This is a genomic window from Mesorhizobium sp. WSM4906 (genome assembly GCF_029674625.1).
GTDB lineage: Bacteria > Pseudomonadota > Alphaproteobacteria > Rhizobiales > Rhizobiaceae > Mesorhizobium.
Genome location: NZ_CP121355.1, coordinates 1,554,214 through 1,579,870, shown reverse-complemented (window position 1 = coordinate 1,579,870; position 25,657 = coordinate 1,554,214). Strand labels below are relative to the sequence as shown.

General features: G+C 61.6%; 15 protein-coding genes and 4 pseudogenes. 6 read left to right on the top strand and 13 right to left on the bottom strand.

Going from position 1 to position 25,657, the window contains the following annotated elements; genetic code table 11:
- Window positions 1-32: 32 nt before the first annotated feature.
- From QAZ22_RS07365 to QAZ22_RS07340, 6 genes and pseudogenes are all read right to left on the bottom strand, one after another.
- Window positions 33-2,057, bottom strand: a complete 2,025-nt coding sequence (locus QAZ22_RS07365) for a conjugal transfer protein TraG (protein WP_063169233.1) — start codon at window positions 2,055-2,057, stop codon at window positions 33-35.
- A gap of 219 nt (window positions 2,058-2,276) precedes the next feature.
- On the bottom strand, window positions 2,277-5,741 hold the full coding sequence (locus tag QAZ22_RS07360; RefSeq protein ID WP_063169234.1) for a Ulp1 family isopeptidase: 3,465 nt from the start codon (window positions 5,739-5,741) through the stop codon (window positions 2,277-2,279).
- Between the two features lie 833 nt (window positions 5,742-6,574).
- Window positions 6,575-8,881: a S9 family peptidase gene (locus tag QAZ22_RS07355; RefSeq protein WP_063169235.1), complete on the bottom strand. Its 2,307-nt coding sequence runs from the start codon at window positions 8,879-8,881 to the stop codon at window positions 6,575-6,577.
- Window positions 8,882-9,548: 667 nt separating this feature from the next.
- Window positions 9,549-9,780 (bottom strand): annotated as a pseudogene (locus tag QAZ22_RS07350) (IS5/IS1182 family transposase); the annotation flags it as partial.
- Window positions 9,781-9,866: 86 nt separating this feature from the next.
- Window positions 9,867-10,911 (bottom strand): annotated as a pseudogene (gene fni, locus QAZ22_RS07345) (type 2 isopentenyl-diphosphate Delta-isomerase).
- Window positions 10,912-10,999: 88 nt separating this feature from the next.
- A pseudogene (locus tag QAZ22_RS07340) lies at window positions 11,000-11,893 on the bottom strand (hypothetical protein); the annotation flags it as partial.
- A gap of 902 nt (window positions 11,894-12,795) precedes the next feature.
- On the opposite strand from QAZ22_RS07340, the gene QAZ22_RS07335 reads away from it, so the two are divergent.
- The 4 genes from QAZ22_RS07335 to QAZ22_RS07320 are packed head-to-tail and all read left to right on the top strand — an operon-like array spanning window position 12,796 to window position 15,750.
- Window positions 12,796-13,092, top strand: coding sequence for a DUF2604 domain-containing protein (locus tag QAZ22_RS07335; protein WP_024505654.1), 297 nt, complete (start codon window positions 12,796-12,798; stop codon window positions 13,090-13,092).
- Window positions 13,085-13,702, top strand: a complete 618-nt coding sequence (locus QAZ22_RS07330; RefSeq protein WP_024505653.1) for a putative metal-binding protein — start codon at window positions 13,085-13,087, stop codon at window positions 13,700-13,702. Before QAZ22_RS07335 ends, QAZ22_RS07330 begins: the two co-directional genes overlap by 8 nt.
- Window positions 13,699-14,187: a Mov34/MPN/PAD-1 family protein gene (locus tag QAZ22_RS07325; RefSeq protein WP_024505652.1), complete on the top strand. Its 489-nt coding sequence runs from the start codon at window positions 13,699-13,701 to the stop codon at window positions 14,185-14,187. The genes QAZ22_RS07330 and QAZ22_RS07325 overlap by 4 nt, the downstream gene beginning before the upstream one ends.
- Before the next feature lie 3 nt (window positions 14,188-14,190).
- On the top strand, window positions 14,191-15,750 hold the full coding sequence (locus QAZ22_RS07320; protein WP_024505651.1) for an E2 ligase fold family C protein: 1,560 nt from the start codon (window positions 14,191-14,193) through the stop codon (window positions 15,748-15,750).
- Window positions 15,751-15,956: 206 nt separating this feature from the next.
- Here the strand turns inward: QAZ22_RS07320 and QAZ22_RS07315 are convergent, their stop codons facing one another.
- The 7 genes from QAZ22_RS07315 to QAZ22_RS07285 all read right to left on the bottom strand — a co-directional run bounded on the left by QAZ22_RS07315 (window position 15,957) and on the right by QAZ22_RS07285 (window position 23,924).
- Window positions 15,957-18,425, bottom strand: coding sequence for a S8 family peptidase (locus QAZ22_RS07315; protein ID WP_063169237.1), 2,469 nt, complete (start codon window positions 18,423-18,425; stop codon window positions 15,957-15,959).
- A gap of 17 nt (window positions 18,426-18,442) precedes the next feature.
- Complete coding sequence (locus QAZ22_RS07310) at window positions 18,443-19,429, bottom strand: ATP-binding protein (RefSeq protein WP_024505649.1); 987 nt, start codon at window positions 19,427-19,429, stop codon at window positions 18,443-18,445.
- 355 nt (window positions 19,430-19,784) lie between these two features.
- Window positions 19,785-21,755 carry a relaxase/mobilization nuclease RlxS gene (gene rlxS, locus QAZ22_RS07305; RefSeq protein WP_063169238.1) on the bottom strand — a complete coding sequence of 657 codons (1,971 nt, stop codon included), beginning with the start codon at window positions 21,753-21,755 and terminating at the stop codon, window positions 19,785-19,787.
- A gap of 178 nt (window positions 21,756-21,933) precedes the next feature.
- The gene (locus QAZ22_RS07300; protein WP_024505647.1) at window positions 21,934-22,617 is read right to left on the bottom strand and encodes a lytic transglycosylase domain-containing protein; all 684 of its coding nucleotides are present in this window, start codon (window positions 22,615-22,617) and stop codon (window positions 21,934-21,936) included.
- Complete coding sequence (locus tag QAZ22_RS07295) at window positions 22,605-23,153, bottom strand: S26 family signal peptidase (protein ID WP_024505646.1); 549 nt, start codon at window positions 23,151-23,153, stop codon at window positions 22,605-22,607. The genes QAZ22_RS07300 and QAZ22_RS07295 overlap by 13 nt, the downstream gene beginning before the upstream one ends.
- Window positions 23,150-23,419 carry a helix-turn-helix domain-containing protein gene (locus QAZ22_RS07290; RefSeq protein WP_024505645.1) on the bottom strand — a complete coding sequence of 90 codons (270 nt, stop codon included), beginning with the start codon at window positions 23,417-23,419 and terminating at the stop codon, window positions 23,150-23,152. Before QAZ22_RS07290 ends, QAZ22_RS07295 begins: the two co-directional genes overlap by 4 nt.
- A gap of 181 nt (window positions 23,420-23,600) precedes the next feature.
- Window positions 23,601-23,924, bottom strand: coding sequence for a DUF736 domain-containing protein (locus QAZ22_RS07285; protein ID WP_024505644.1), 324 nt, complete (start codon window positions 23,922-23,924; stop codon window positions 23,601-23,603).
- 1,010 nt (window positions 23,925-24,934) lie between these two features.
- Between QAZ22_RS07285 and QAZ22_RS07280 the strand changes: the two genes are divergently transcribed.
- Together QAZ22_RS07280 and groES are read left to right on the top strand one after the other, a co-directional pair.
- Window positions 24,935-25,282, top strand: a complete 348-nt coding sequence (locus QAZ22_RS07280) for a hypothetical protein (protein WP_063169239.1) — start codon at window positions 24,935-24,937, stop codon at window positions 25,280-25,282.
- Between the two features lie 62 nt (window positions 25,283-25,344).
- Window positions 25,345-25,638, top strand: a pseudogene (gene groES / locus QAZ22_RS07275) (co-chaperone GroES); the annotation flags it as partial.
- Window positions 25,639-25,657: the final 19 nt, after the last annotated feature.

The window sequence follows — 25,657 nt, the reverse complement described above, 5'->3', positions numbered from 1 at the left end:
ACGCTGAGGTGCGCTCTGCAACTCAGCGGACTTCAGAAGCCGGGAATGACATCGTCGCCCCTGCCCTCGTTGATACCGTAGACGCGGGCCGCAGTGGAAATCCGATCCATGACACGCTTGTCCGCGAGCGCTTCGCTGTCATCGTCTGCGGGCTTGTACAGATCGGCCTGATCGGGCTCTTGAGAGACAACAACGTCTTCTTCGGGCAGGCTTGGATGGCGTTGCTGCTGAACGCCTCCCTCGTCTTCAACTGGCGCGTCGGCGCTTTCCTCGTCCGCAGCAAGTCGGCTATCGACGCTGCACACTTGTCCAGTCCAGCCGTCCGGGCGTGATGCAGGGCAGTCCGCATAGGGTCCGTCGTGCAGCACCGGCGCAGGCAGCACCCGATCTGTGAAATTCTGATCCTGATAATAGCGCAGCTTCTTGGCGCGGATCGGCGGCAACCCAGAAACCAGGACCAATTCGTCTGACGGCGGCAATTGCATCACCTCGCCTGGCGTCAGGAGCGGGCGCGCGGTTTCCTGGCGGCTCACCATGACATGTGAAAGCCAGGGCGCAAGCCGATGGCCCGCATAGTTGCGCATCGACCTAAGTTCGGTTGCGGTGCCGAGGGCATCCGAGATGCGCTTGGCCGTGCGTTCGTCATTGGAGGAAAAGGCAATTCGCACGTGGCAATTGTCGAGAATAGCATTGTTCTCGCCATAGGCCTTTGAAACCTGGTTCAAAGATTGTGCGATCAGATAGGAGCGAATGCCATAACCTGCCATGAAGGCGAGCGCCGTTTCGAAGAAGTCGAGGCGACCGAGCGCCGGAAACTCGTCCAGCATCATGAGCAGCTGATGCTTACGGCTCTTCTTCGGGTCCCCCTCCAGACGCTCCGTCAACCGCCTGCCGATCTGGTTCAAGATCAGTCGCACAAAAGGCTTGGTGCGCGAGATATCCGAAGGCGGCACGACCAGATAGAGCGACAGCGGTCGCTCTCCATCCACTAGGTCAGCGATGCGCCAGTCGCAGGACGAAGTGGCCGCCGCGACCGTTGGATCACGATAAAGCCCGAGAAAGGACATGGCGGTCGAGAGGACGCCTGAGCGCTCGTTTTCCGACTTGTTCAGGAGTTCGCGAGCCGCCGAGGCCACTACGGGATGGACCTGAGGGTTATGCCCCGTCCCGAGATGGTTTGTCGTCATCATCCGCCGTAGCGTTGCGGCAAACGAGCGTTGCGGGTCCGACAGGAAGGTGGCGACGCGGGCCAGCGTCTTGTCCTCTTCAGCGTAGAGCACGTGCAAAATGGCGCCAACTAGGAGTGAATGGCTGGTCTTCTCCCAGTGGTTCCGTCGCTCCAGCGCGCCCTCGGGATCGACGAGGATGTCGGCGATGTTTTGAACGTCCCGGATCTCATCTGGGCCTTTGCGCACCTCCAGCAGCGGGTTGTAGCGTGCCGATCTCGGGTCGGTCGGATTGAACAGAAGGCAGTACGAGAATTTCGACCGCCAGCCGGAGGTCAACTGCCAATTTTCGCCTTTTATATCATGAATGATGGCAGACCCGGTCCAGGAAAGTAGCGTTGGAACAACCAGCCCCACGCCCTTGCCCGAACGCGTCGGCGCAAATGCCATGACGTGCTCCGGGCCGTCATGGCGCAGATAGCGATCGTTCAGCCTACCGAGGAAAACGCCCGCCGGCCGTAACAACCCTGCCGTCTCGACCTCATGAGTCGTGGCCCACCGTGAAGACCCATAGGTCGTAACCGACCCGCGCTGTCGCGCGCGCAAAAGCGAGCCAGCGATTGCGGCGGCACAACCCAGGAATCCGCTGGCGCCTGCAAGCGTACCGGCTTTGTCGAAGACCTCCGGCGCATAAGCATCGAAGTGGAACCACCATTCAAACAGCTTCCACGGCTTGTAGATTGGCCAGCCGGCGAAGAGAAACCATGGTGCGCCGAGAGGCGTCTGGTAGGTCAGCATTTGAGCGCACCATTGGGTTGCCGTCCATACGCCGATAATGACAATTGCGCACACAACGGCGATCTGCCCGATCAGTAGCTTCGTAGGTGTCATCGGCTTGGCCCGCTGAACAACGCGACCTAGCATCGCGCGGCGCAGCCGGGACAGGAATGTTCCTCACATACGATTTGGGAGCAATGAACGACTTCCTACGTATGCAGGTCGGTCAGCACGCGTGTTGCGCCTTCACGCGACACCATCCGCCACTCCATCCTTTCCATTCACCCTGAGGCCCGGCGCCGCCGACAGTTGCGTGACCGCTCCTCCGCAAAGTTATCTTCTGCGTTCAGGGAGCCACGGCGCCTGGGCTGGCTGATGAACACCGTCCGCTCGCGCATGTGGGGTCGAATTGATTTGTGCCCAAGTGGAGGCAGGCTCGTCTTCCAACAGTTGCCGCAGTTCCCCTGGCTCGAACGCCATCATCGGTGGGGAAGCGGGTTCATCCTCCAACAGTTGCCGCAGTTCCCCTGGCTCGAACGCCATCATCGGTGGGGAAGCGGGTTCATCCTCCAACAGCTGCCGCAGTTCCCCTGGCTCGAACGCCATCATTGGTGGGGAGGCAGGCTCGTCCTCCAACAGTTGCCGCAGTTCCCCTGGCTCGAACGCCATCATTGGTGGGGAGGCAGGTTCGTCCTCCAACAGTTGCCGCAGTTCCCCTGGCTCGAACGCCATCATTGGTGGGGAGGCAGGCTCGTCTTCCAACAGTTGCCGCAGTTCCCCTGGCTCGAATGCCATCATCGGTGGGGAGGCGGGTTCATCCTCCAGCAGCTGCCGCGGCTCTTCCTCGTGCGGCAAGCGCCTCCTTAGCCGGTCTTGCAGCGCCTGCCGATCGGCAACGAGGTTGTCGAGGGGCAGCGGCTCGTGGTCTGGCCGCTGCCCTTTCACCAATCGTTCAACCAGCGCCCACGTGCCCTCCAGGACAAATACGCCGCAATCATAATGGTTCGTCTGTCTGGCCATGGGGGCTGGCGCCAAGGTGGCATTCAGCAGTCCTGCGAGCTGTTTTGCAGGCACGTCGTTATATCCCTCTCGCTGGAGGGAGTCGTAGTGATAGGCGAACCGCCTTTCCGGGTCGCGGCGATCAACGAGCAGCAGCGACCAATGGGTGCCGGGGCTAGTAGCCGTGCCATTATTCACTGGCAAGAACAGGAAGTCGGCTGTGGCGTTGTTTTGATTATAGATGGACTGCAATATGCCTCGAGCGTCTTGCGGCGACGTGTGTCGCAGTAGATGGGATACGGAAGGATCCACCAGCCGAGTCCGGGCAGCGAGCGCCGGATTGATCCCCTGCAGTTGCCCCTCCAGCAAATTGTAATCTCTCTGGATATGGGCGTCGCTCAGCCATTCGGCGGCGCCGAGCACCCGCCCCGTTGCAACGTTGGACGGGGCTGTCGGATCGAGCGCCCCGATCTGAGCCCCAGAGGAACTGGTAGTCAGTGTGGTCACATCAACCAGTGGAAGGCCGCGGTAGGTGCCTGGCAGCCTAGCGGTTGCTGGCGAGGCGGGTTGGGGAGCTCTTGCCGGTGCCGCTGGCCCAGCTTCAGCAGCGGCCCCAACGCGCCTGGTGACTGCGTCTGCCGGATGAGCAGAAAGGACAGTTTCGCGCCCGAGCACAATGCGCGGCAGGATATCCCGGAGGTGAGCCAATGCAGAACTGATACTTAGCCTATTACCATAGGAGACAGCCTTGAAGCTCTCAACATCTTTATCCAGCGATTTGTCGTGAATCCGAGCCGCAATCCCAAGCTTGTTATTTTGACGCAGGTACTGACTAAAATGTCTAAGAAAATTTGTATAGCCGCCCACGGTATCTGGATTCCGTCCGGTCGCAGGCGCTGCCAGGTACTCCTTGGTCGAAGCGGCTCTGTAATTTCTAATGAGCTCGGCATCGTCAGGATAGGGGATCACGACAGGGCGAGCCATAATCGGGGCTCCGCCTGTCGACTTCTTGAGGTAACGCAGTGCGCCAGCCACGGTGGAGGAACCACCCGTACTCTCGTACTCCTTGAGATCCTGATCCAGCGACGAATGGTAAAGCCGAGCAGCAAACCCTGGCTTGTTGTTTTGAAGGAGCCACCGACTAAAGCCGAAAAGAGAATTTACATTGTAAGTGACCGTGTTCGCTTTGGCCTTACCCGCGTGGAATGCTGCCCTCAGCCCTTCGATAGCGGTCGCATCGTTGGAATAGACAGGACGCTTGTCGGCACCGTCGGGGACTACAATTGGACGATCCGGCTGCACTGTCGAGGGCATCGACCCACCACCTCCGGGATGCGGTGCTGGGGTGGATTCGTGCTCATCCCTCTGCCTGACGAGCTGCGCCTCACATTCCGGTGTAGCCACCTCATGAGGATCCTGCATCGGTTCGATCCCCTCCATCTCCTGCTGCAACCAAGCCAAAGCTTGGCGAGCGGCCTGCGCGGCTTCATCAACCGCGGAGGATGTCTCCACACCTCTGGCGGACGCCGGCAGAGCCTGCTCCGCCCGCCGTCGAAAGAGCTCTGGCGAGGCGGATTTCTCCGCCCACAATCTGGGCTGCGTAGCGAGTCCCCGTCCAGATTTATGTGGCACCGCCTCGCTTGGCAGCGGGCTGCTCCTGTCCCGTGCAGCTACCAGCTCCTCCGGGGCGCCCTGGTCGCCGTGGCGCCAGTTCAAGTGAGGGACGGCCTCTCCAAAGTCGGGCGCTTGGTGTTGGTGCGCGGTTGGGGCGAGAGACAATGGTAGATCGGTGCCCTCCTTATAACCTACCGGCAGGAGCTCCTCTGGCCAATCGAATCCCTGCTGTGGTGCGGTATGCTGAGCAGCGTCGCCACGGGGACGAGCCTCCATGCTGACCGCGTTTTCCAGATGATTCCCGAGTATAACGCGCGGCGGGTTCTTGCGGAGATAAACCAGCGCAGATTCGATCGGAGCTCCACCATTAGAGGAGGCGGCCTTGTAGCTCTCAACATCTTTATCCAGCGATTTATCGTAAATGCGACCCGCAATTCCGAGCTTGTCATTTTGACGTAGGTAATGACTGAAATGGTTAAGAGCAGTTGCGTAGCCGCTCGCGGATCTGAAATGTCTGGTGAGCGCGGCGTCGTCAGGATGGGGGTTCAGGACAGCGCGACCCACAATCGGGCCGGCTCCGCCCATCGACTTCATCAATTGACGCAGTGCGCCAGCCACGGTGGAGGAACCACCCCTACTCTCGTACTCCTCGAGATCCTGGCTCAGCGACGGATGGTAAAGCCGAGCAGCAAGCCCTGGCTTGTTGTTTTGAAAGAGCCAACGACTAAAGCCGAAAAGAGAATTTGTGCTGCGAGTGACCGTGTCCGGCCTGGCTTTACCCGCAAGGAGTGCTGACTTCAGCCCTTCGATGGCGGTGGCATCGTTGGAATAAACAGGACGCTTGTCGGCACCGTCGGGGACCACAATTGGACGATCCGGCTGCACTGTCGAGGGCATCGACCCGTCGAGATGCGGTGCTGGGGTGTATTCGTGCTCGTCCCCCTGCATCACAAGTTGCGCCTCCCGTTCCGATGTACCCACCTGATCGGTGGGGAGTTGCATCATCACGCGAGCGCCTGAGTTGCCAACCTCACCTGGTTGCCGCTCAGTGACAGCATGCTGCAGATTGCTTTGGATCCTCTGCCTCTTCGTTGGTCTCAACTCACCTTTACCATGCGAGCCATTGACGAGGACCTCCTCGCCTAGCGCACCCATCAACTCGTCCGCCGCCTGCAGTTCGCCCAAGTGCTGCTCAAAACCGGCTTGGCCGGCCTGTCCGCTTGCTCGTGCGGTACGGCGTGCTGCACCTGCAGCCAAGCTGCCACGATGAATGTCTAGTTTGTACGGGTGCACGCTATCCTCACTTCCACAGATCACATGAGCAACCTACTCAGGCAAGCTTTCGAGAGGCTGACGAGGTCCGCCGCCGCGGAAGGCGAAGGCTGGTTTTCTGCTCAGCGGTTGACGGCCTCGCGTGTTGCGGCCGCGCCGGGTATCACGCCAATCAATCTGAATAGTCGATGCGTCAAACGAACCAGGATGGGATTTTCGTAGCGGGGCTGCTCTACTCACTCTTGTCCTGAGGGCAGAATTCAACCATATCGCCGAGCAACTGGATGCCGATTGGATACCCGATCCGGAAAGCTTCAGCTCATATGTGACGCGAGGATGAGAATCGTGGCAGCTCCAGACCGACGGGCTGCCACCCACAGCGGCGATGACCGACGAGGGTCTTCTATTGCCAAGGCAATCGTCCGTTCGGGGACCTATGTGTTCCAATGCTCGTCGAGCGGATCGGTGGGCCGCACCGCCGTAGCGTTACGGCGAGCGGAAGCGGCGTTGGGTGCGGCTTTTCCCCTGAACGCTTCACACCAGGCTGATAGGGGATCTTGCAATCGCACACACGCGGTCTGCAGGCGTGCCTATCAAGCAGTTTGCTCAGACCAACGTCGCGGCGAGCCGATCCTCAATACGCAGCGCAAGTCCTAGACTCCACGATCGTCCTTCGGTGCAGATTTGCTCGCGCCTCGCCCTGATTACAGCTGATAAGGCGAGCTAACAATTGCAAGAGCCACAAGCTATTCCAGCTCGATCGGTTTGGTGTTCCAGTCGGGCGGGGTCTGACCGAGAATGTTGCGAACGAAGAAGTCTAGGAGTTTGCGCTCGGTGTAGGTGCCTAGAGTATGGTGATTGGCACCAGGAACGTAGACCATGTCAAAATCTTTTCCTGCCTTGATGAGTCGATCGGCAAGCTGGAACGAGCAAAACGGATCGACATTATCATCCATTTCGCCGACCGCGATCATCAGCTTGCCCTGCAGCCTGTGAGCATTGTCAACGGCGGAGGATTGCGAATATTCAATGCCGACCGGCCACCCCATCCAAAGTTCGTTCCACCAGGTCTTGTCTATCCTGTTGTCGAAGCAGCCGTTTTTGGCGACGGCGACCTTGTAGAAATCGGGGTGAAAGAGCAGCGCGCTGACTGCACTCTGGCCGCCGGCGGATGCGCCAAAAATGCCGACGTTGGATATGTCGTACCATGGATATTGCGCGGCCGCCGCCTTGTGCCACAGAATGCGATCGGGAAATCCTGCGTCCTTCAGATTCTTCCAAGCAACATCATGGAAGGCGCGGGAGCGGTTGTTGGTGCCCATGCCGTCGATCTGAGCAACGACGAAGCCCAGCTGCGTGAGCGGCTCTGTCCACCGCGAGAAGGATTTTGGGACGAAGGAGCCGTGGGGTCCAGCATAGATATTCTCCACAACCGGGTATTTCTTCGTCGGGTCGAAGTTGGCTGGCAGGTGGAGCACGCCCCAGATGTCAGTTTTGCCGTCGCGCCCCTTGGAATGGAAACTGAGCGGCGGCTGCCAGCCTGCGGCGACGAGCTCAGAAATGTCGGCCGTCTCGATCTGCTGGAGCTTGGCATTGTCGCTGGCGCGGTAGAGTGCCATGCGCGGGGGCAGATCGATGCGTGACCAGAGATCGACATAATAGCGCCTGTCAGGCGAGAACTCGATATGGTGGTTGGCCGGTTCGGGCGTCAGTGCAGTCAGTCCCTTGCCGTCAAAGCCGATGCGGTAAGCATGGACCCAATAGGGGTCCTCCTGCGAGTTCATCCCGCTCGCCTCGAACCAGATCTGACGCTTGACCGGATCGACATGGTTGACCCTCCGGACGACCCACTCACCTCGCGTGATCTGGTTTTCGAGCGCGCCTGTCCGGCCGTTGAAAAGATACAAATGCTCATACCCGTCGCGCTCTGATGCCCAGATGATCTCCTTCCCGTCATCGACATCGTAACGGAAGATTTTTCCGGCATCCTCCTGGCCATGCCCCAGCGGCAAATAATCAACGAATGTCTCGCTGGTCTCATCGATCAGGGAGCGCCCGCGGCCCGAGGCGGCGTCTACCTCGACCAGGCGATAAAGCTGATGCCCGCGCTGGTTATATTCGAAAGTGAAGCCGCGGCTGTCCGCCCACCACCGGAGAGGGGAAAGTTCGAAGACGTTCGAGAAGAGGGCACCGTCAATCACGATCTGGCGCCGGCCGGCAATGTCGAACAGGACTGGCTGGGGCAGCGGAAGGACATCGCCCGGCCTGGGATAGAATTTTGTTGAATATTCCCGCTCCAACTGGTCCGTCGAAGAATTGAGGTAGCGGACCTCTCGCCTATAGCCGGGGCGAACAAGGTAAGCGGCGAGGTGGCGCGAGTCCGGCGACCAGCTCAGCGTCGAAAAGACGTAGCAATTGCCTTCGGCTCCGTCCCGGCTCAGAGGAACATCCTGCAATCCGTCCTCGCTGCGCAGGAAAACGTTGCAGTTCTTGATATAGGCGATCCATTTGCCGTCGGGCGACGCGTTGCTCTTGTCGGGGTTGTTCTCCGCTGGCGGCGTGTAGCGGTGGCTGAGCTCCCTACGGTCCCCTTTCCTTGCATCGAATGTGGTGCTGGTACAGTCATAGCTTGCAAGGTCGCAGCTCCACCGGGTGTCTTCAATCTGGAAGTCGAGCCTGCGACCATCCTCACTCAGTTCGAAACGGTCGAACGGAAGATTGCCGGCTTGATAGCTCTCATGGCTCACCTTGTTTAGCGCTGCCGCCAGACGCGCCTGATCGAAAGCGGGCCGCTTGAAACCCGTGGCAGCATCGACCTGCATGAACTGCTGCTCGCCGTGGCTAGTCCGGCGGTAGACGAAGGCTTCACCCCCGGTCAGCCAGAAAGGCATTTTGGGGACATTGACAGTGAGCCCGCCATATCGATCGTTGATCGTAAGTGCGCGCTTGAAATCGGCCGGCGCTAGCGTCGGGTGTAAACTTTTCGAACCCTTGGCCAGCGTCTGAGTTGCCGATCGCCATGCGGCGCGCGTCAAAGCGCCGATCCTGGACATACCTGTTCACTTCTTTCGGTTTTCGGAATGCTAATTTTGAAGTTGGGTTCTCGTCGCCGGTCTGCAGCAGCGCCGAAGCGTCGCCTTGGAGGAGAGCCAGCACGCGGGTGCAGCCAGGCACGCGCAACAGGGGCGCTCCTTGGACATCCAGGCACTGGTTCGGGTGCCGATTGAAGAGTTGGCGTCCGCCGCCGAAACAACCAGGAAAGAGCGTCCATGCAGCCCTGACGCGACTATTTCCCCGCGAGTATGGCCGCTTGCTTTTCTGCATCATCTGAAAGGTCCTGCTCTAGTCGGGCCGGATGTCACCCCGGCAGAAATCATTGTGCTATTTCGACAATCTCCGAGCGATTGCCGCCGGCCCATGACGAGGTTTACCGATAGGGCGCAATATGCGTGCCAAAGGAAAAGCGGTTTAAATACACGGCAATCCGCCTATGTCGCATCCCCAACATCGTCGCACACCGGACAATGCCGGACGAAATTGTCCCGGGGCGTCAAATTGGTTTGATGGTGACCCAAGGAGTTCTGGCTTTATCTGAGGCGTTCGGCCTTTTTCGAAAGCCGGACTCTTCGCGCGTTTCCGACGGCCCGAAGCGCCTGATCAAAGCTGACGGCATTCCCGGGTCTTGGCCTTGCCACAGCAGCACCTGCTGCATCAATTCCGACGGACGCTGTAGAACACCTGCAACACACGGCCCGCAGCAATTTCTCCGGCGCAACGCTGGGGCGACCGCCTTTGGCACTGCAGGCGTACATGCCGGAAAGGATGCCGTCTAGCCGCACCAGCGCTCCATTGATCATCAGCCGGTGCGGGCACCAGGATGACCGGCTGGAACGAAATCTTCCAACCGCTTCATCGTGAACAGCTGCTCCATGAACACATCGCTCCCGTCAATCGAGCCGTCTCGCCAGGGGGATCAATAGTCTGTCTTTGGCGTAGGTATTTCAGCAGCCTGCTGTTAGCGTGCGGACGACGCCGACATCAACCGGCGGACAAATGCGACGAGGGCAACAAGCGCGCCTGACGCAACGCCGCCAGATCAGCCGAGCCCGTGCAGAAGCAGGCGACGGCCAACTGGCGGATGACGATCTCGAAATGCGCGACAACGGCCCCGGTGGACACTGTCGCCGCGCCCAGCACGCTGGCCGCCTGCCCGGCGATGTCCGCGCCCAGGCGGATGGCCTTGGCCACGTCGACGCCATCGCGGATCCCGCCCGACGCGATCAGCTTCACCGTTGGCAGCGCCCGACGCACCGCCTGCACGCTGGTCAGGGTGGAATCCCCCAATCGGCGAATGACATCGCCACTGCACGGTCGGCGGCATTGCGGGCGCGCTCGCCCTCCACTGCGGCCCAACTGGTGCCGCCGGCGCCGGCGACATCGATTACCGCCACGCCCGCCTCGACGAGCGCACAGGCACCGAGGCGGACAGGCCCGCCCCCACTTCCTTGGCCACCATCGGCACGCCCACGATGCGCGCGGCGCCAGCGATCAGCGCCAGGACGCCGCGCCAGTTCGCGGTCGCCCTCCGGCTGTACCGCTTCCTGCAGCGGATTGAGATGGACGATGAGCCCATCGGCCTCCAGCGCGTCCACCGCGCGACGCGCCAGGTCCAGGCCGTCGGCCTCCCGCAGTTGCGCGGCGCCGATATTGGCCAGCAAGGGAATGTCTGGCGCCAGGCGGCGCAGCGCGCGCGTTAGCCCCTGGGAGTTGCGGGATTGCAGGCTCACACGCTGCGAACCGCACATGGCGATCCCCAAGGCTTGCGCTGCCTCGCTCAAATGCCGGTTGATGGCCTCGGCCCGTGGCATGCCGCCGGCCATAGAGCTGATCAGCAGCGGCGCGCGCATAGCCTTGCCCAGCAGCGAGGCGCGCAGGTCGATCTGCGTCAGGTCCAACTCGGGCAGTGCGCAGTGTTCGAGATGGATGTACTCCCAGCCAGCGGCCACCGTGGCCGGCGCCGTTCGCCGATCCAGCACGATGTCCAGATGTTCGTCCTTCCCCGGCTCAGGGCGGTGTCGCTCATGCTCGCTCCATCCGTAGCAGCGGGCGACGGCGTTGCGTCGGATCGAACCGACGGCAGCGCGCCCAAGCCGCCGCCTCCGGCGCGTCCAGGCCGACGCACGCTGGCCTCCCCCTGCAGCGTCGCTGCGATAGCGGCTGGTCGAAGTCTGGTAGTACTGCGCGCGGATCGCCGCCATCGCCTCGATCAACGGTCCCCACGGCGCGGGAAAGCATTCTTCCGCCATCACCCGGTGCAGCATGCGCGTATGGCCGGCCAACTCGTCGTTGAGGAACTCAACCACAGGCATAGCCGGATAGCGCTGCAGAAGCAGGATCGCCGCGTTATCGCCGGCCGACCTGTCCTTGTCGCGTCCATGCAGATCGTTCTGCAGGCGCCCTATCACTGAGATGAGCCGCAGGACCTGGCGAAACGCTGGACGCGCGCGCAAGGTCGCCATGTCCAGCCCCCACAGCAGCGACAGGCAACAGAACACGGTCCCGTAAGCGATCGAATCGATGCCGTTGTGCAGGTACTCGGCGTAAGACCAGCGTCGCGCCCCTGCCGCCTGCGCGTGTCCGGCGCGCAGCGCCGCGCAGTAGCACCGGGTATAGTCGAGAAGCCGAGCATAGTCGTGACGATCGTAAGCGAGCGCAGCCAGCGAAGCGCGCAGCTGAGCGCAGCCCTCGAATCCGGAGAGCACGCACGGTACGCCGTGCCCCAGCGCCTGCTCCAGGGCGGCGAGCTGCTCCGGCGCGATCAGGCCAACGTCGTTGCAATCGTCTAGCCAGAACAGCAGCGCCAGTTCGCGATAGAACGCCACGATCAGCGTTTCGTCCTGCGGATCGCGGCCGGTGCGGGCGCTGGTGTCGCGCAGGCTCGGGTGAATGCGTTGCAGGATATACTGGCCGCCCCTTACCGCTTCCTCAGCATGCTCATCCGCGAAACCGGTCAGGGCACGCCCCCACTCAAGCACCTGCTGCAGCGCGCGTTCGGTCTGGATCATGGCGCCGCCCCTGCTCCCTCGGCTACGACGCGCCGCCCACAACGAAGCGCCAGCCACAACCCGGCGAGACCGCATCTCCGCGCCATAACGGCGATCGCGAAGTTATCGATCCGATTGCCAGTTGCTGATGCAAGCTCTTGTGAACGGCCGTTAGGACCGGCCCGCAGCCTCGCCGGCAGTATCGAGCAATCCGCTTGCGCCGGCTCGCCATAGCAGGCGAGGACGGCAAGGTCGCCGGCGGCAAACGCACGCGAGCACATTGCAAGCGACATCCGCGAACGCGGCGCCGACTGGTCAGCCTCCGCCTCGGTGCCCGCATATGTCCGCGAGTCGAGCAGCGCCTTCGCCACGAAATGAGCAGAACGCCTTACGAGCATCGACCGCCGGCTGCTGCGCATGCGCGATGATGAGGCATGGTCTCGCAGCGGACCCGTTCCGACAGATGCTGCACCAGGGACGAGGCGACCTTATCCAACAAGGCACCACTTGCGCTGTTTGTGGAGACGAGCGTCGGCTGCATCCATGCGGCTGCTTGAGTGGTGAAGACTCTGAACGACGGTTCCTACGGCGCTGCCGGCGCAATCGGCTGCTTGGGGGACGCGTGACGCAGTCAAAGCTCCCCTTGCCAAGCACGGAGCAGGCGAGTGAGAGAGCAGATGAATAGGCGTGTCGCCAATATTTTTGCATTGCTCTAATCGATTATAGTTGTGAGGAGCAATTTGAGACCATTTACTTGCGGCTCAAGTCACCCATAAAAGAAGGCAAGCACCGATTCGGTAGCTTATCCCCTGTCTTTCGCGTACTCGCGGCCGTGGCGCCGGGTGAACGATTGAAGACCGCCGGTCTCACTCGCAGGTGGGCGCCAGGGCGTGGGGCGGTTGGCAAGCCACAGGAGTAGGACAATGTCGAAGGATTCGGGTAAGGGCGATAATCACGGCGGCGGACCGGGCAAGATCGAGATCACGGTGGTGGTGAACGGCCAGCCCACGCAGGTCGAAGCCAATCCCAACCAGCCGCTTCACGTCATTCGTACCAAAGCCCTTGAGAACACGCAGAATGTCGCCCAACCAGCCGAGAATTGGGAATTCAAGGATGAGGCCGGCAACTTGCTCGATGTCGACAAGAAGCTTGGCGACTTCGGTTTCCCGAATACTGTGACCCTGTTCCTCAGCCTGAAGGCGGGCGTCGCAGGTGCCTAAACACCAAAGTGTGGATCCGGAGGTCTCCCGAGCGAAGTTTGATCGGGAGATCGGCCGGTTCCGGCCATATGCTGATGTCTATCGGGCTCAGGGCTGCTTCTTGATCGAGGCGACCTTTCCGCGCGCTTTCTTCATTTTCGCCAGCCCCAAGTTAAAGCCACGGGTGGTCAGCGCAGCGAGCGAGGTCGACTTCACCGACTACGACTTAAGACCACCGTCCGTGGTCTTCGTCGATCCGTTTACGCGTCATCCGATTGCCCGGAAAGATCTATACCTGAAAATGCTTAGACGTCCGCCGCTGCCCGGAACGCCGCCGGAGATGATAGGAGCTCTCATCCAGCAGAACGCCGTGCCGCTGACGGACTTCATCCAGGCCAACAGTCCCGAGGACGAACCATTCCTGTGCATGGCGGGCGTCCGGGAATACCACGACAATCCAGCCCATTCAGGTGATCCATGGCTGCTTCATCGGGGTTCTGGCGAAGGCTGTTTGGCCTTCATCCTGGACAAGATCATCAAGTACGGAATCGTTCCTATAGAGCAGTTGCAGATTCAACTCCAACCGACAATCGTAGGAATGGTGGTATCCCCTCAGGCGATACAAGAATGACTGGTTTGAGAGATGTAACGATCGTGACTCTCCCGCGCGGCTGCATCTCGACCACGCATGGGCATCTGCGCTCAGTTGGTCGCGAGGGCAATGAGGGGATGGCGCTCTGGGTCGGCGTTCAGCAAGAGCGGCACTTTGCCGTAACAGAGACGGTTATCCCGGCGCAGCGTCACATTCGGACAAACGATGGCGTTTGCGTGATCGTTGCGGCCGAAGAACTGCACCGGCTCAATGTCTGGCTCTACAAAAGCGGCCTGAAACTCTTGGCCCAGATTCACAGCCATCCGGGCCGCGCCTACCATTCGACGACGGACGACGCTTATGCGGTTGCTACCACGGTTGGGTGTCTGTCGCTGGTAGTGCCGAATTTCGCCCGCGAGCCTTTCGATTTTGCTCGGGTCGCCGCCTATCGGCTTGACGAAAAGGCCAAATGGAATGCGCTCCCTCCCGCGGCACTGTCGCGAATGATCATGATATCGAGTTGAACAATGGCATTCGCTAACTTCATCGATCGCGCCGCCACGGCGGCATCTCAGGTCCTGGCCGATTTTCATCTGGGAGACTTCAAAGCAGCTCTTGAAAAGCAGGTCGTGGCAGTCGCCTTCGACCATCAGGCCGCTTCCTGCGCCGAAGGCCAGGCGACACTAGATCTTGCGGTGAGATTGCTCGCTAGGCTCTACCCGGTTCTGGCGATACTCCCGCTGGACAGCGCGGCGAGCTCTCAAGCCCAAGCGCTGGAGCGCTTGGCAAAGTCGATCAATCCAAAAGTCGGCATCCGGCGTTCCGGCAAGTCTGCCACCGTCTGCGTCGTTGCAGGGGTAACGCGCCCATCACTCCGGTGCCCGATCTTTTTCGTGGGATCGGACGGTTGGGCGGCAAAGCTGTCGCGTACGGACCCGGTGGGCTCTGGCCCAAGTCTGCTGCCTTATGGAGCTGGCGCCGCCAGTTGCTTCGGCGCCGCCAACGTCTTTCGAACTATCTTCGCTGCCCAGTTGACCGGCGCCGAGTTGGACGAAACCATCGACCTCTCGCTATGCAGCTACGACAAGACCAAAGCCGGAGAGCCTGGCCCGATCGACTTCCCAGTCGACCTTGGCGAAACCCACCTCGTTGGGCTCGGTGCGATAGGCCATGGCTCGCTTTGGGCGCTAGCGAGACAACCCGATCTCAAAGGTCGTCTGCATGTAATCGATCACGAAGCGATCGAACTCTCAAACCTGCAGCGCTACGCATTGGCTGGCCAGGCGGAGATTGGTATGTCCAAAGCGGTTCTTGCAGCCACCGCCCTTAGATCGACTGCCCTTGAGGTCGAGGCGCACCCTCTGACGTGGGCAGAATATGTTGCGCGCCGGGGCAATTGGGTCTTCGACCAAGTGGGTGTGGCGCTTGACACCGCCGCCGACCGTCTGGCTGTCCAAGGTGCACTGCCGCGATGGATCGCAAACGCTTGGACGCAGGAGCACGATCTCGGTATCTCCCGGCATGGTTTCGATGACGGCCAGGCTTGCCTTTGTTGCATGTACCTGCCATCCGGAAAATCCAAGGACGAGCACCAGCTGATTGCCGAGGAACTCGGAATACCGGAAGCACACGAGCAGGTGAAAACGCTCCTGCAGACCAATGCCGGAGTTCCCAACGACTTTGTAGTTCGCGTGGCTACAGCGATGGCTGTGCCGTTTGAACCGCTAGCCCCGTTTGTCGGCCAGCCCCTGCGCTCCTTTTATCAGCAGGCTATCTGCGGCGGTCTGGTGTTCCAGCTTAGCGAAGGAAGTCGCCGCGTTCGAACTGTGGTTCCGATGGCCTTTCAGTCGGTGCTTGCCGGGATTATGCTTGCCGCGGATTTGGTCAAACATAGTGCGGGGTTTCCCATGAGCCCGACGACGAGCACTCGGGTGAATCTTCTGCGCCCCCTTGGCTCTCACTTGCACGATCCGAAGGCCAAGGACTCCAGCGGCCGCTGCATCTGTAGCGACGACGATTTCATTGCCGCTTACAGGCGCAAATACGGCGAGCGCGTTGATCAGGTAAGCGATGTCTCGGCCGCCTAAACAGACGCGCACCTCTCCGTAGACGCAGGGGGCGCGGCTTGTGGGCGTGACCATGGGCGCCATTATCACACGCTTGGCCCGCTCCTTTGCCGGCCTATCGTCCTCCGCGCATGATCCCTGTTGCCGACGTGATGATCCAGCACCAGCCGCCATGGCACCAGAGGCTGGTCAAACCTCCGTTGTTGGCCGATTTGGACAGTGCTGCATCAGGTCTCGACCGACGTCTCGACAGTCAGGGCTGCTTCGACGGGTGTGAAGATGTCAACATCGACCCCAGGCGCCCGCATCGTCACAATCAGGGCGTACCGAGCCAGAGCGTCGACGCGTTCCAGGTAAGGCTTCTCCTTCCACCAGCCCCCGACCGGGAACACGCCGATCGCATCACGCTCGGCGAGATCGGCGGCGCTGCCCGACCAGAAATCGGCGTGCAACGAGCCGCGATCGCGGAAGGTGCCGAGCAGCCACTCTTCTCCGCCTCCAGCAGGCGCCCCTTCCTCCTCGTCCCGAGCGGCCTGATTGATGCGGGCTCGGAATTCGTCGACTGTCTCGGTCGCTGACTTTACTCTGAACCGAAGACCATGGGACGCGTAACGATGCCGGCGGGTCCATCCGCGTTCACCGGGGTTGGGTTCGATGAAATAGGACAGCGTGACGCGGAGCTCGACCTGGGCAGCGCCGAGCGCCGCGAGCTGCTCCTTCGGCCAAGGCAGGCGATGCAGCTTCATGTCACGCGTTTTGGCAGCCGCGCCGCCCTCGCGCTGGAAAGGCTGAAGCTCATCTTCAACGATAAGCGTGAGGTCGTTCACCGTTGACAGAAGCGCGCGCCCAAGATCTGGCACGCCGTAACCATAGCGCCGCACGAGCGCCTGGATCTCGCCCTTCGCTCCGTTGCACGCATCGATGCGTGCGCGCATCGCCGGAGTCCATTCGGCCGAGTGGACGATCAGGGCGCGAACCGTTTCAGGCCACAGCTCGGGGCGCGCTGATAGAATTAGTCCCGCCATCCGTGCGGCATGGGCCGTTGCCGCGCTCGTATCTCCGAGGGTGGTGAAGTGGCGCAGTTCGGGTCGATAGAAAGTGGTCAATATCTGCAGATCGTCGATCGGCTCGCCAGGCAACACACCGTCATGGGCGAGATTGCCGCCTTCGAAGACGACCTCGGGCTTCACCGGCCACTGCCTGTCCCAAACGACCGAAGTGCGACTGCGCGGCGAGAGCTCGCCGACCGGCGCGATCGGAGCGTAGCCCGCAAAGTCGGTGTCAATGATATCGACCTTTTCTGTGAAAGCGCCGACCGTCAGCGCATTCCAGGCCTGAGAAGGATCATCGACTGCTTCCAGATCGTTGCGCGTCAAATGCTCGGCCGGCATGAGGTCATCGCCGATGTTGCCGGCAGAGAGAACGATCAAGCGTCGCTGCTCCTCTTCGAAACAGAGTTGGTCGATAGCGGCAGACCACGATGTGGGCCTTCCACGCGCCGGACTGGCGCTTGTCACAGCCATTGCGATCGCGCGGCGGCGCTCCGGCGCCTGCACCTCGGCGCGGGCGATCGCTTCCGCGGTGATCGAGCCATAGAGTTCTGGATCGTTTGCCTCGTCTTCTGGCGGAAGGATACGGACACTCTCCAGCCGAAAGGGCAATGGAACTGGATCGCCTCCGACCAGGAGCGGGACCAGATCACCGTACAGGCCGACACCTGCCATTCGCGTCCCGTGGCCGCTCCACGCAGGTGTGTCGTCGCTGCCCCATGCCGGTTTGACGGTGTGCCAGTCTTCAACGGCAAGTGCGGGTTCGATCAACGGGTGGGTGCGACGTACGCCGCTGTCGAGAATGCAGACCGCAATATCGGATTGAGGCGGTCTGACGCGCCCGAGAAGCTCGTCGCTCCAGTCCCTTTGCTCCGCGCCGCCAAGGCCCATGAAGAAGGACGGCGTATCCTTCGCGCGCCGCAGCTCGGCGACGACATCGCTGTGCGCAATCATGCGGTCGAGCATTGCCGTGCTGGCGAGTGCCAGCATGACCACCCGCTCCGGAAACCTGACCGCATGCGTGCGCAAAGTGATGTTCAGGGCTTCGGCAATGTGCTCGAAGTTCTCGCGGCGACCGTCGCGCAGCCAGACTTCCCACCACACCTGCTCGTCAGCGGCCTGGGGGAAGAGGTCGTCGTGGTCGGTAAACAACGATCGTGCAGTCGCCAGCCTGACTGTCTCCATGCGGGAGACGAGCGGCTCGTTGCGCGGTCTGCCGCGGTCAGTGTCAACGTCTCGATACGCCTCGACTTTCCGCAAATAATAGGCTTGCGCGCTTTGCGGCAGGAACACCGACGCTGTGATGGGAGCACCGGGTTGAGTTGGCTCATGGACGGCGACCAGCTCCATGTGCTGGCGACGATCGGCCAACTGGTCGAGGGCCGCCCGTCCGGACATGGGCAGATCGATCTCGAGGTAAAAGCCAGGCGTGCCGACCGACAGCTGGGGGTCACGCGCCGCAATCTGCTGGCGTGCACTTTCGACCGCTTGTTCGATGGATTGCGTCAAGGCCGCAGCATGCGACGCCCGATCACGCGCCGGCAGCGGCGGTGCATGTATAAGTTGGTTGGGCCGCCGATAGGCTTCCCGAATGCCGTTGTTGCGAAGGTGGATATGGGCGCGGTCGCGCGGAAAATCGTCTGCCATTATGATCTGTGCTGTCGCTACTCAGACAGCGAAGCCTGCCGGCGTTCCTTCAGAGCGTCGATGAGCGCTTCCGAGGTGATCCGCTTCCCCCCCCGCAATATGATGGTTTTTGCAGCGTCGTCGGCCGCGCGGGTGATCTCGGCCTGCGACAGTCTCTCTGCCTGAGAGATCGCCTCGTTCCAGGCAAGCCCTCTGGTGTCGAAGCGGTCGAGTCGAGCCCGAAGCAGCGCCTCGATAATCGGCCGATCGGGCACGGCGTATTCGATGACATCGTCGAAACGGCGGAACAAAGCTCTGTCGAGCAGCTCGGGATGATTTGTTGCCGCAATAATCAGGCTGTGGCTGTCGTCTTGCTCGAGAAACTGCAGAAACGAATTCAGCACGCGCCGAATCTCGCCAACATCCTGGCGTTCGCCTCGACGCGCGCCGATGGCATCGAATTCGTCAAAGAAGTAGACGCCCCGCGTCGCCTGCATTGCATCAAAAACAAGCCGCAGCTTTCCGGCAGTCTCTCCCATGAACTTGGTGATCAAACCATCGAGGACGATCATGAAAAGGGGCAGATGAAGCTCCCCGGCCAATGCCGATGCGGTCATCGTCTTGCCTGATCCTGGCGGGCCGACCAGAAGCAGTTTGCGACGGGGAACAAGCCCGTGCTCGCGCAAGCTTGCTTGTTGGCGCTGCTCTCCCAGCACGCGGTGCAGGCGCGAGCGCAGACTGTCCGGCAAAATCATGTCCGTCAGTCGCAGGTCCGGATAGCGCACATGCAGGAGGCCTGCGAGTTCGCCCTTTGGCTGAAAAAGGGGAACCGGCCGACTGCTCTTGGCAATCCGGGCGTCCCTGCTCTTGGCTGCGTCGACCAGATCCTTGAGCTCCTGAGCAAGCTTGCCATGGCCTTGACGTGCCTCATGCGCAGCAAGCTGCATCGCGATAGAGAGGAAACGATCCTCGTCGCCGGCAATGTGGCTTTTAAGCAGCGTCACGATATGGCGGGCCGTGGTCATGGCTCTCTTCTGGGGTATCCGTTTACTTGGCGAAGCGCATGCAACCTAAACGCTTTCAACGGCGATTTGTAACGCGCAATGGTGTTTTTTCTCTTGTCGATGTTCGCCCGTGGCAACTTCAGCGGTGAACTGTTGCGCCGCGGTCATAGGCCAGCCGGAATAACGCCGGCCAGCAGACAACAGTCCGCATCTTCGAGCGCTCGAAGTCTGGCCACTCACGCAGCGTGTCGGGTCCGAACGCTCCAAAGCCGCCCCGCCTGGCAGGTCCATGCGACCGATTGCGGGCGTGCGGCCATAAGGTCTACGCGGGCTCGCATGGCTGCCCGCGCCGCTGGCTAAAAAGCTGTACACCATCTCACGAAACACCAGGTCCGCTCCTTTGCCGGCCGACGGTCCATGAAATCCCCTCCCCACTCACGACACCGGAGACCTCCTTGCCCACATGGCGCTCAAGCACCGGCCGCCATGGCACCAGCGTGAACTCGCGCGACTTTTCAACGACGGCATATTTTCCGCTGGCAAGCTCGACGGAGCGGCGGAGCGTACCCTCTACTCGTCCTCCGAATCGCGCTTCGGCATAGGGCAGGCCAAGTTCCTCCGACAGTTGGCCAGCAACACGGTTCAGTTCTCGCTGGCGCAGGATCGAAAGCATGTTGGCTCGATAGACGATCCCATCCTGTTCTTTATGCGCGAGGCCTTGCGCGATCAGCCACTGCCGCCGGCGAGCTTGCGCCTCTCTCACGTCGCGGCCGAAGCCGGATCCGTGCAAAGGCTCGGGTCTATCGGCAACCAGCTCCCGGTCGAGCCAGGTGGCGCCGTTGAAGCTGACCTGTCGCTCCAGCGCCATTGAGGAGAGCTTGTCGGCAACGACAGGCTCGGCCCTGGCCCGCTGGCCCTCATAATTCGCGACGCGATCGAGATGGTCCGGCGCGATGAGCCAGGTGCCGTTCGGCTCTCGCTCAACGCCGCCGGTCGCGCGGCGGATCGCCTCCAGCCGCCGCACATGCGTTCGCGCAAAGCTCTCGGTGGCGGATGGGTCATGCTTCAGGTGCATATCGACGTCGTAACGGCCGCCATGCGCGGCGGCGATTTCGGCGATGGTACGATCGACCTGCCTCGGCTCGGTGTTCCTTGGCGCGACACGCACGATGCAGCCATTAGGCATCGTTTCCATCGCCTCGCCTCTACCGATGTTGATCCAATGGCTCTTACCGTCGACGGCGTCGACGATCATGTAATGGCGGTCATTGATCTCGTCGGCCAGTCCACGCGCGACAACGCGACCGACGAGAGACTGGACGGGCTCGCCGGATCGATCGTGGATCACCCAGTCGGCGGCCCTGCGGGCAAGCCCCTTGCCGGTCAGTTCGCGGTGCATGGTCTTGATGATGTCGCCGCGTTCGCCGGTGCGGCGCAGCGTGGCTTCGAGCTCATCGTCGAGGCGCCAGGAGCCAGCGCCGACCTCCGCGGCCAGACCCATCCGCTCGAGCTTGCGCAGCCGTCCCTGGTGCAGCGTCTGGCGAATGGCGTCGGGACCGCCCGGCGAGACCAGGCCGTCATCATCACGCATGCTGAGCAGCCGACGGTCGATGCTGGTGAAGCGTTCCTGCTCCATTTCCCGGCGCAGGCGAAGCTCAATCTCGCGGTCGGTTCGCGGACCGAGATCGAGGCTGACCAGCTCGGCCGCCCGCTCGCGGATGCCAGATGAGATATATTCGCGCGCGATGACCAGGTTCTCGCCACGGTCGTCCCTGCCACGGACGATGATGTGGCTGTGCGGGTGGCCGGTGTTGAAATGATCGACCGCGACCCAGTCGAGCTTCGTGCCGAGGTCTTCCTGCATCTGCGCCATGAGCCGCCGCGTCAGCGCCTTGAGGTCGTCGTACTCGATGCCGTCTTCGGCAGCGACGATGAAGCGGAACTGATGGCGGTCGCCGTCCGCGCGATCGATGAACGCCTTGCCGTCGACGCGGCCGCTGTCGGCGCCGTAGAGCTCGCCAGGTTCACCTTCGCGGGTGACCCCGTCGCGCTGAAGATAGCGTAGATGGGCACGCGCCCCGTCCGCGCCCTTGCCGGCGAGCTTGACGACCCGCGCCTTGACGATCACCCGGCGCTGGCGGAAGGCGGCATACCGGTCGCGCGATTTCAGCAGTGCGGCGGCCGCCCCGCCGCGCCCTGTCCGGCTTCCTGTGAAGCGACCACCGCGTTGCGGCCGGCCGCCAGCCCGGTTGATCGCCGCACGAACCTGGCCGGCATAGCGTTTGCCGGCCTTCGAGCCGCGCGACCCGATTTTGCCGAGCTTCGGCCTGAACTCGTCATCCTTAATGCGAGCCTCCCAGACATATCAAGCAAAATCAGACACTTACACGTCAAACCCTCTTGGCACCGGCGGCAGCCTCCCGGAAAAACGATGTGCAGACAAAGATTTAACCGCCTCCTGGAGGCGGTACCTTTATCTTGCCTTCCGCGCCCAGCCCCGCCAGACGCGCCCCCGTCCGCCATGGCTAACGCACCGGCTCCTTCGGCTGCGCGCCGTCCTTGCCGAGCGGCACGAAGAGATCGCCGTTTCGCACGCCTGAGTGAACACCGTCATGAATGAAGAACAGCGACCGTCCGAGAGGAGCGATTTGCGCCTTTGGAGCGACAGATTGGCTTTCGAACGCCTCGATGTCGGCCGCCGAAACTCCGGCCGCCTTGAGTTGGTCGAGGTACTCGACGGTCTCTTCTGGCAGCGGTTTGCCACGCTTCAAATGCTCGTCGTAGCGCTCGGGACCGGCATTGTAGGCGCCAAACAGGCCAGGAAATCCGAAGCGGTCATACATGGCACTGAGATAGGCCGTGCCGGCCAGGATATTGTCGCGCGGATCGTGGGGGTTAGGCCCAAGGCCGTGTTCGACCCGCATCTCTTCATAGGTGCCGGGCATCACCTGCATGAGGCCCATGGCGCCAGCGGGGGAGGTGATGGGGCGGCCGCCGCGCATTGTCTTGCCGCCGCTTTCGGCAGCCATGACGGCATAGATCCAGGCTTGGGGAATATGGAAGCGCCGGCTTGCTTCCGATACCAACGTCTGCCACTTTCGCAGCTGCGGACTTTGGGAGATGGCGACCGGCTCAGCGCCGGTCGAGGCGGAACAGGCGCATGGCGCAATGGCGATCATGCCCAACAAGAGGAGGGTCACTCGGTCCATAGTGGTACGAGCCTCCCGATGACATTTTGAGTGGGAACAGGCCCGAAATAGCGGCTGTCGAAGGAGCGGTTTTTGTCGCTGCCGAGCAGGAAAACCTCGTTATCCCCGAGCGCTCGGCAGCCGTTCCACCATGGCAAAGGTCGGCCTTCGGCGTCGATTTTGAGCCGGCGCGCGACGATGTCGCCGCCGATGATGATGGCGTCATTGAAGGCGCAGACATTATCGTCCGGCAGCGCTGCAAGACGTTTTGCCAGCGGCACATTGCGAGGCAGATAGCTGCGCTCGGCGGCGAGATACGCCGCGTATTCAGGCGGGCGCACGAGCACGAGATCGCCACGCGCCAGCGCTCCCGCAGCGATGCGGTAAAGGCCGATCGGCGCGCTGGCCGAGGCGTTCCAGACCAGCCAAGGGGCGGGCTTTCCCAGCGCCGTGAAGCCCAAAAGACCGAGACCGGCCGCGGCCAAGGCGACCGTCTTACGGGCTCGAACACGCCTCAGGCGGCTGCCGATCAGATGGATGGAAGGGCGCCGCCTCATGAACGGCCTCCCGTGCCGCCCTGGCCGGAACCGGCCTTGCCATCGCCGGCGATGGAGTGCTGCGGGTGTCCTTTCGACCAATGGTCGAGTTCGTCGATGTGATAGCGGACATAGCGGCCGTGCTTGCGGAATTTCGGGCCGCCGCCCTTGAGCCGCATCTTTTCGAGCGTGCGCTGGGAGAGCCCGATATAGAAGGCGGCTTGGGCTGTGCTGAGAAACGGGCTGCCCTTTTTCGCGCGGGCCGCGCGTTCGTTTTCGTCGTCCATGATGATCCTCGTTTCGCTTCGGACAAGCGAGGGCGAGGATGGGCGAGGGAGATCGTCTCGGGGACGGGCGAAGAGTCGGGGGAGAGTTTTCGCCGCCCTTTAGGGCGGACGGGGTTTGGGTGGAACTCCTGGGAATGAGCCCCGCGCCGGGGCTGCGGCGCGAGGCTCTTATCTCGGCCGGTCAGTCGGCCGGGTTCCAGATGATGGCGTAGGTGTCGTGATCGTCCTGGCCGGCGGCTCGGCCGAGATTGGCGTAGAGCTTGCGCGGTCCGAACTCCGGCGCTGCAATCGACAGGCTCACATAATCCTTGCCGGAAGTCTCGCCGGTGCGGATCCAGCCAGCGCCGACTTCGACCCCTTGCGTAAGCACCCGGAAGTCGGGATGGTTATCGGCGCTCTTGGCCTGGTTGGGGACGATATCGATGTCGGCGCGGACGCTGAGCGTCTTGAACTGGCCCTTGTAGGCGCCGTTTTCCTGCTTGTTGACGTAACCGATCGCGGTCATTTCGAAGTCTCCTTTTGTGGTTTCGCCGGGGACCATCCCCTGCGATGGCGCACCGTAATGGGCGCGTCAGGACCGCCTGAATCCGACAGGGCCGCAGCGACAGTGAAGGACCCGAGCGGGCAGCTTTTTTGTGAGCGAAGCGGCGCGAGGAAGCCGCCGCAGGCGGCGGGGAAAAAAGCTGATGGCGCGAGGGTTTCGGGCGGCCGGACCCGCCCATAGGTCGACAAGCCAGCCGCAGGGATGGTCCTTGGAGAGAGCATGGAGACCGCTCGCCAAGTGCGGTCTGTCAGCCAAGCAGGACGCCGGGATGAAACGGCCTGCAAAGATGCTGCGCCCTTATGCCGGATCGAGATCGTGCCAGCGGGTCGGGCGCCAGAGCAGACATCCGGCATGGTGCGATCTATGAAAGCAGGGCTCGCCAGCGGGAATTTGATACGCGAGGGGGCCAAAGTAAGGCTGGATGAGAAGCCGGTGCTACCTGCAGGTCCAGTGTCATGTGGCGGCGCTCGGGAAACCGCTACGCAATGTAACGCGCTCTTATGAGGCGAACAGACCGGCCCCAAAACCGATCGACCGGTGGTCGGCGCGAAACGCGTCATGCCTGTCCGAAAGCTGACAGTGGCAGAAGACGCATGTCGGGTTCCGCACAATTGACCATGCTGGATTTGTGAGGTTTTCAGGGAGAGCCATGCGTTCACTTCCCAGTGAGCTTTGGCACGGCATTTGCTCTTGATGTGGCAACACGGATCGAAGGTTGACTGCATGCACAAGCGCGAGATGAGCAATGCTCTCCTTTCCTGGAGGCTTGGCAGCAGATTCGATTTGACGTTGCGAGGAGCTTCAGCCGCTCGCGGCGGAAGTGATCTCAAATCTGAAGGCACCGTTGGGGCCGCAGCCATCAAACACATCTTTCTCTTTTTCGCAGCTCGTCTTCAACGCGATGCGGACTTCTTCGCGTCGACGGCGGCCGAAGGTGGAGAAGGGGCTCGACTTGCAAAAAGGAGTTGTCAATGACGTCTTACGTTCGCACCAACAGCCCGGCGCAGGTGCGCTCACTGTCCACCTTTGGCAAGCATCTGCAAAGGAGCGTGCTGACGGCGACGCTGCTTGCCGCGGCTTCGACGGGAAGTGAAGCGCAGCCCTATGTTCGTGCTGACGGCAGCACGACTGACGACTTGGAAGCGGCGCGAGCAAGTTGGCGTCATGACGCCGAATTCAATGGAAATGTGGGGCTCGCAGCCATCAACGCGGATGCCGCGTATGCGTTGGGTTCCACCGGGGAGGGGGCCAGAGCTCCTCGCCTGCCCTCGTCCGTCTTGACGAGTGCCCGCTTACAGCCTACCTCACTATCGCGTTAGCACTCGTCCATCGCGAGTGCTAACAAAAACCCCTCAACAGCGCACCAGGGAAAAATCCGAAAATGGCAAAGTCGAAGTTCCGCCCGCTGCATGACCGCGTGGTCGTTCGCCGGGTCGAATCCGAATCCAAGACCGCTGGCGGGATCATCATCCCCGACACGGCAAAGGAAAAGCCGCAGGAAGGCGAGATCATCGCTGTCGGCTTCGGCGCTCGTGACGAAGCTGGCAAGCTGGTCCCGCTGGACGTCAAGGCCGGCGACCGCATCCTGTTCAGCAAGTGGTCGGGCACGGAAGTCAAGCTCAATGGCGAAGACCTTCTGATCATGAAGGAATCCGACATCATGGGCATCATCGGCTCATATCAGGCCCTTTCGT

Excerpts from the sequence above, each read along its gene's own strand:
- QAZ22_RS07295 (WP_024505646.1), bottom strand. The coding sequence starts at position 23,153 with ATGAGGCGGCGCCCTTCCATCCATCTGATCGGCAGCCGCCTGAGGCGT.
- QAZ22_RS07310 (WP_024505649.1), bottom strand. The coding sequence starts at position 19,429 with ATGACCACGGCCCGCCATATCGTGACGCTGCTTAAAAGCCACATTGCC.
- QAZ22_RS07315 (WP_063169237.1), bottom strand. The coding sequence starts at position 18,425 with ATGGCAGACGATTTTCCGCGCGACCGCGCCCATATCCACCTTCGCAAC.
- QAZ22_RS07355 (WP_063169235.1), bottom strand. The coding sequence starts at position 8,881 with ATGTCCAGGATCGGCGCTTTGACGCGCGCCGCATGGCGATCGGCAACT.
- QAZ22_RS07300 (WP_024505647.1), bottom strand. The coding sequence starts at position 22,617 with ATGGACCGAGTGACCCTCCTCTTGTTGGGCATGATCGCCATTGCGCCA.
- QAZ22_RS07335 (WP_024505654.1), top strand. The coding sequence starts at position 12,796 with ATGTCGAAGGATTCGGGTAAGGGCGATAATCACGGCGGCGGACCGGGC.
- QAZ22_RS07285 (WP_024505644.1), bottom strand. The coding sequence starts at position 23,924 with ATGACCGCGATCGGTTACGTCAACAAGCAGGAAAACGGCGCCTACAAG.
- QAZ22_RS07325 (WP_024505652.1), top strand. The coding sequence starts at position 13,699 with ATGACTGGTTTGAGAGATGTAACGATCGTGACTCTCCCGCGCGGCTGC.
- QAZ22_RS07290 (WP_024505645.1), bottom strand. The coding sequence starts at position 23,419 with ATGGACGACGAAAACGAACGCGCGGCCCGCGCGAAAAAGGGCAGCCCG.
- QAZ22_RS07320 (WP_024505651.1), top strand. The coding sequence starts at position 14,191 with ATGGCATTCGCTAACTTCATCGATCGCGCCGCCACGGCGGCATCTCAG.
- QAZ22_RS07365 (WP_063169233.1), bottom strand. The coding sequence starts at position 2,057 with ATGACACCTACGAAGCTACTGATCGGGCAGATCGCCGTTGTGTGCGCA.
- QAZ22_RS07280 (WP_063169239.1), top strand. The coding sequence starts at position 24,935 with ATGACGTCTTACGTTCGCACCAACAGCCCGGCGCAGGTGCGCTCACTG.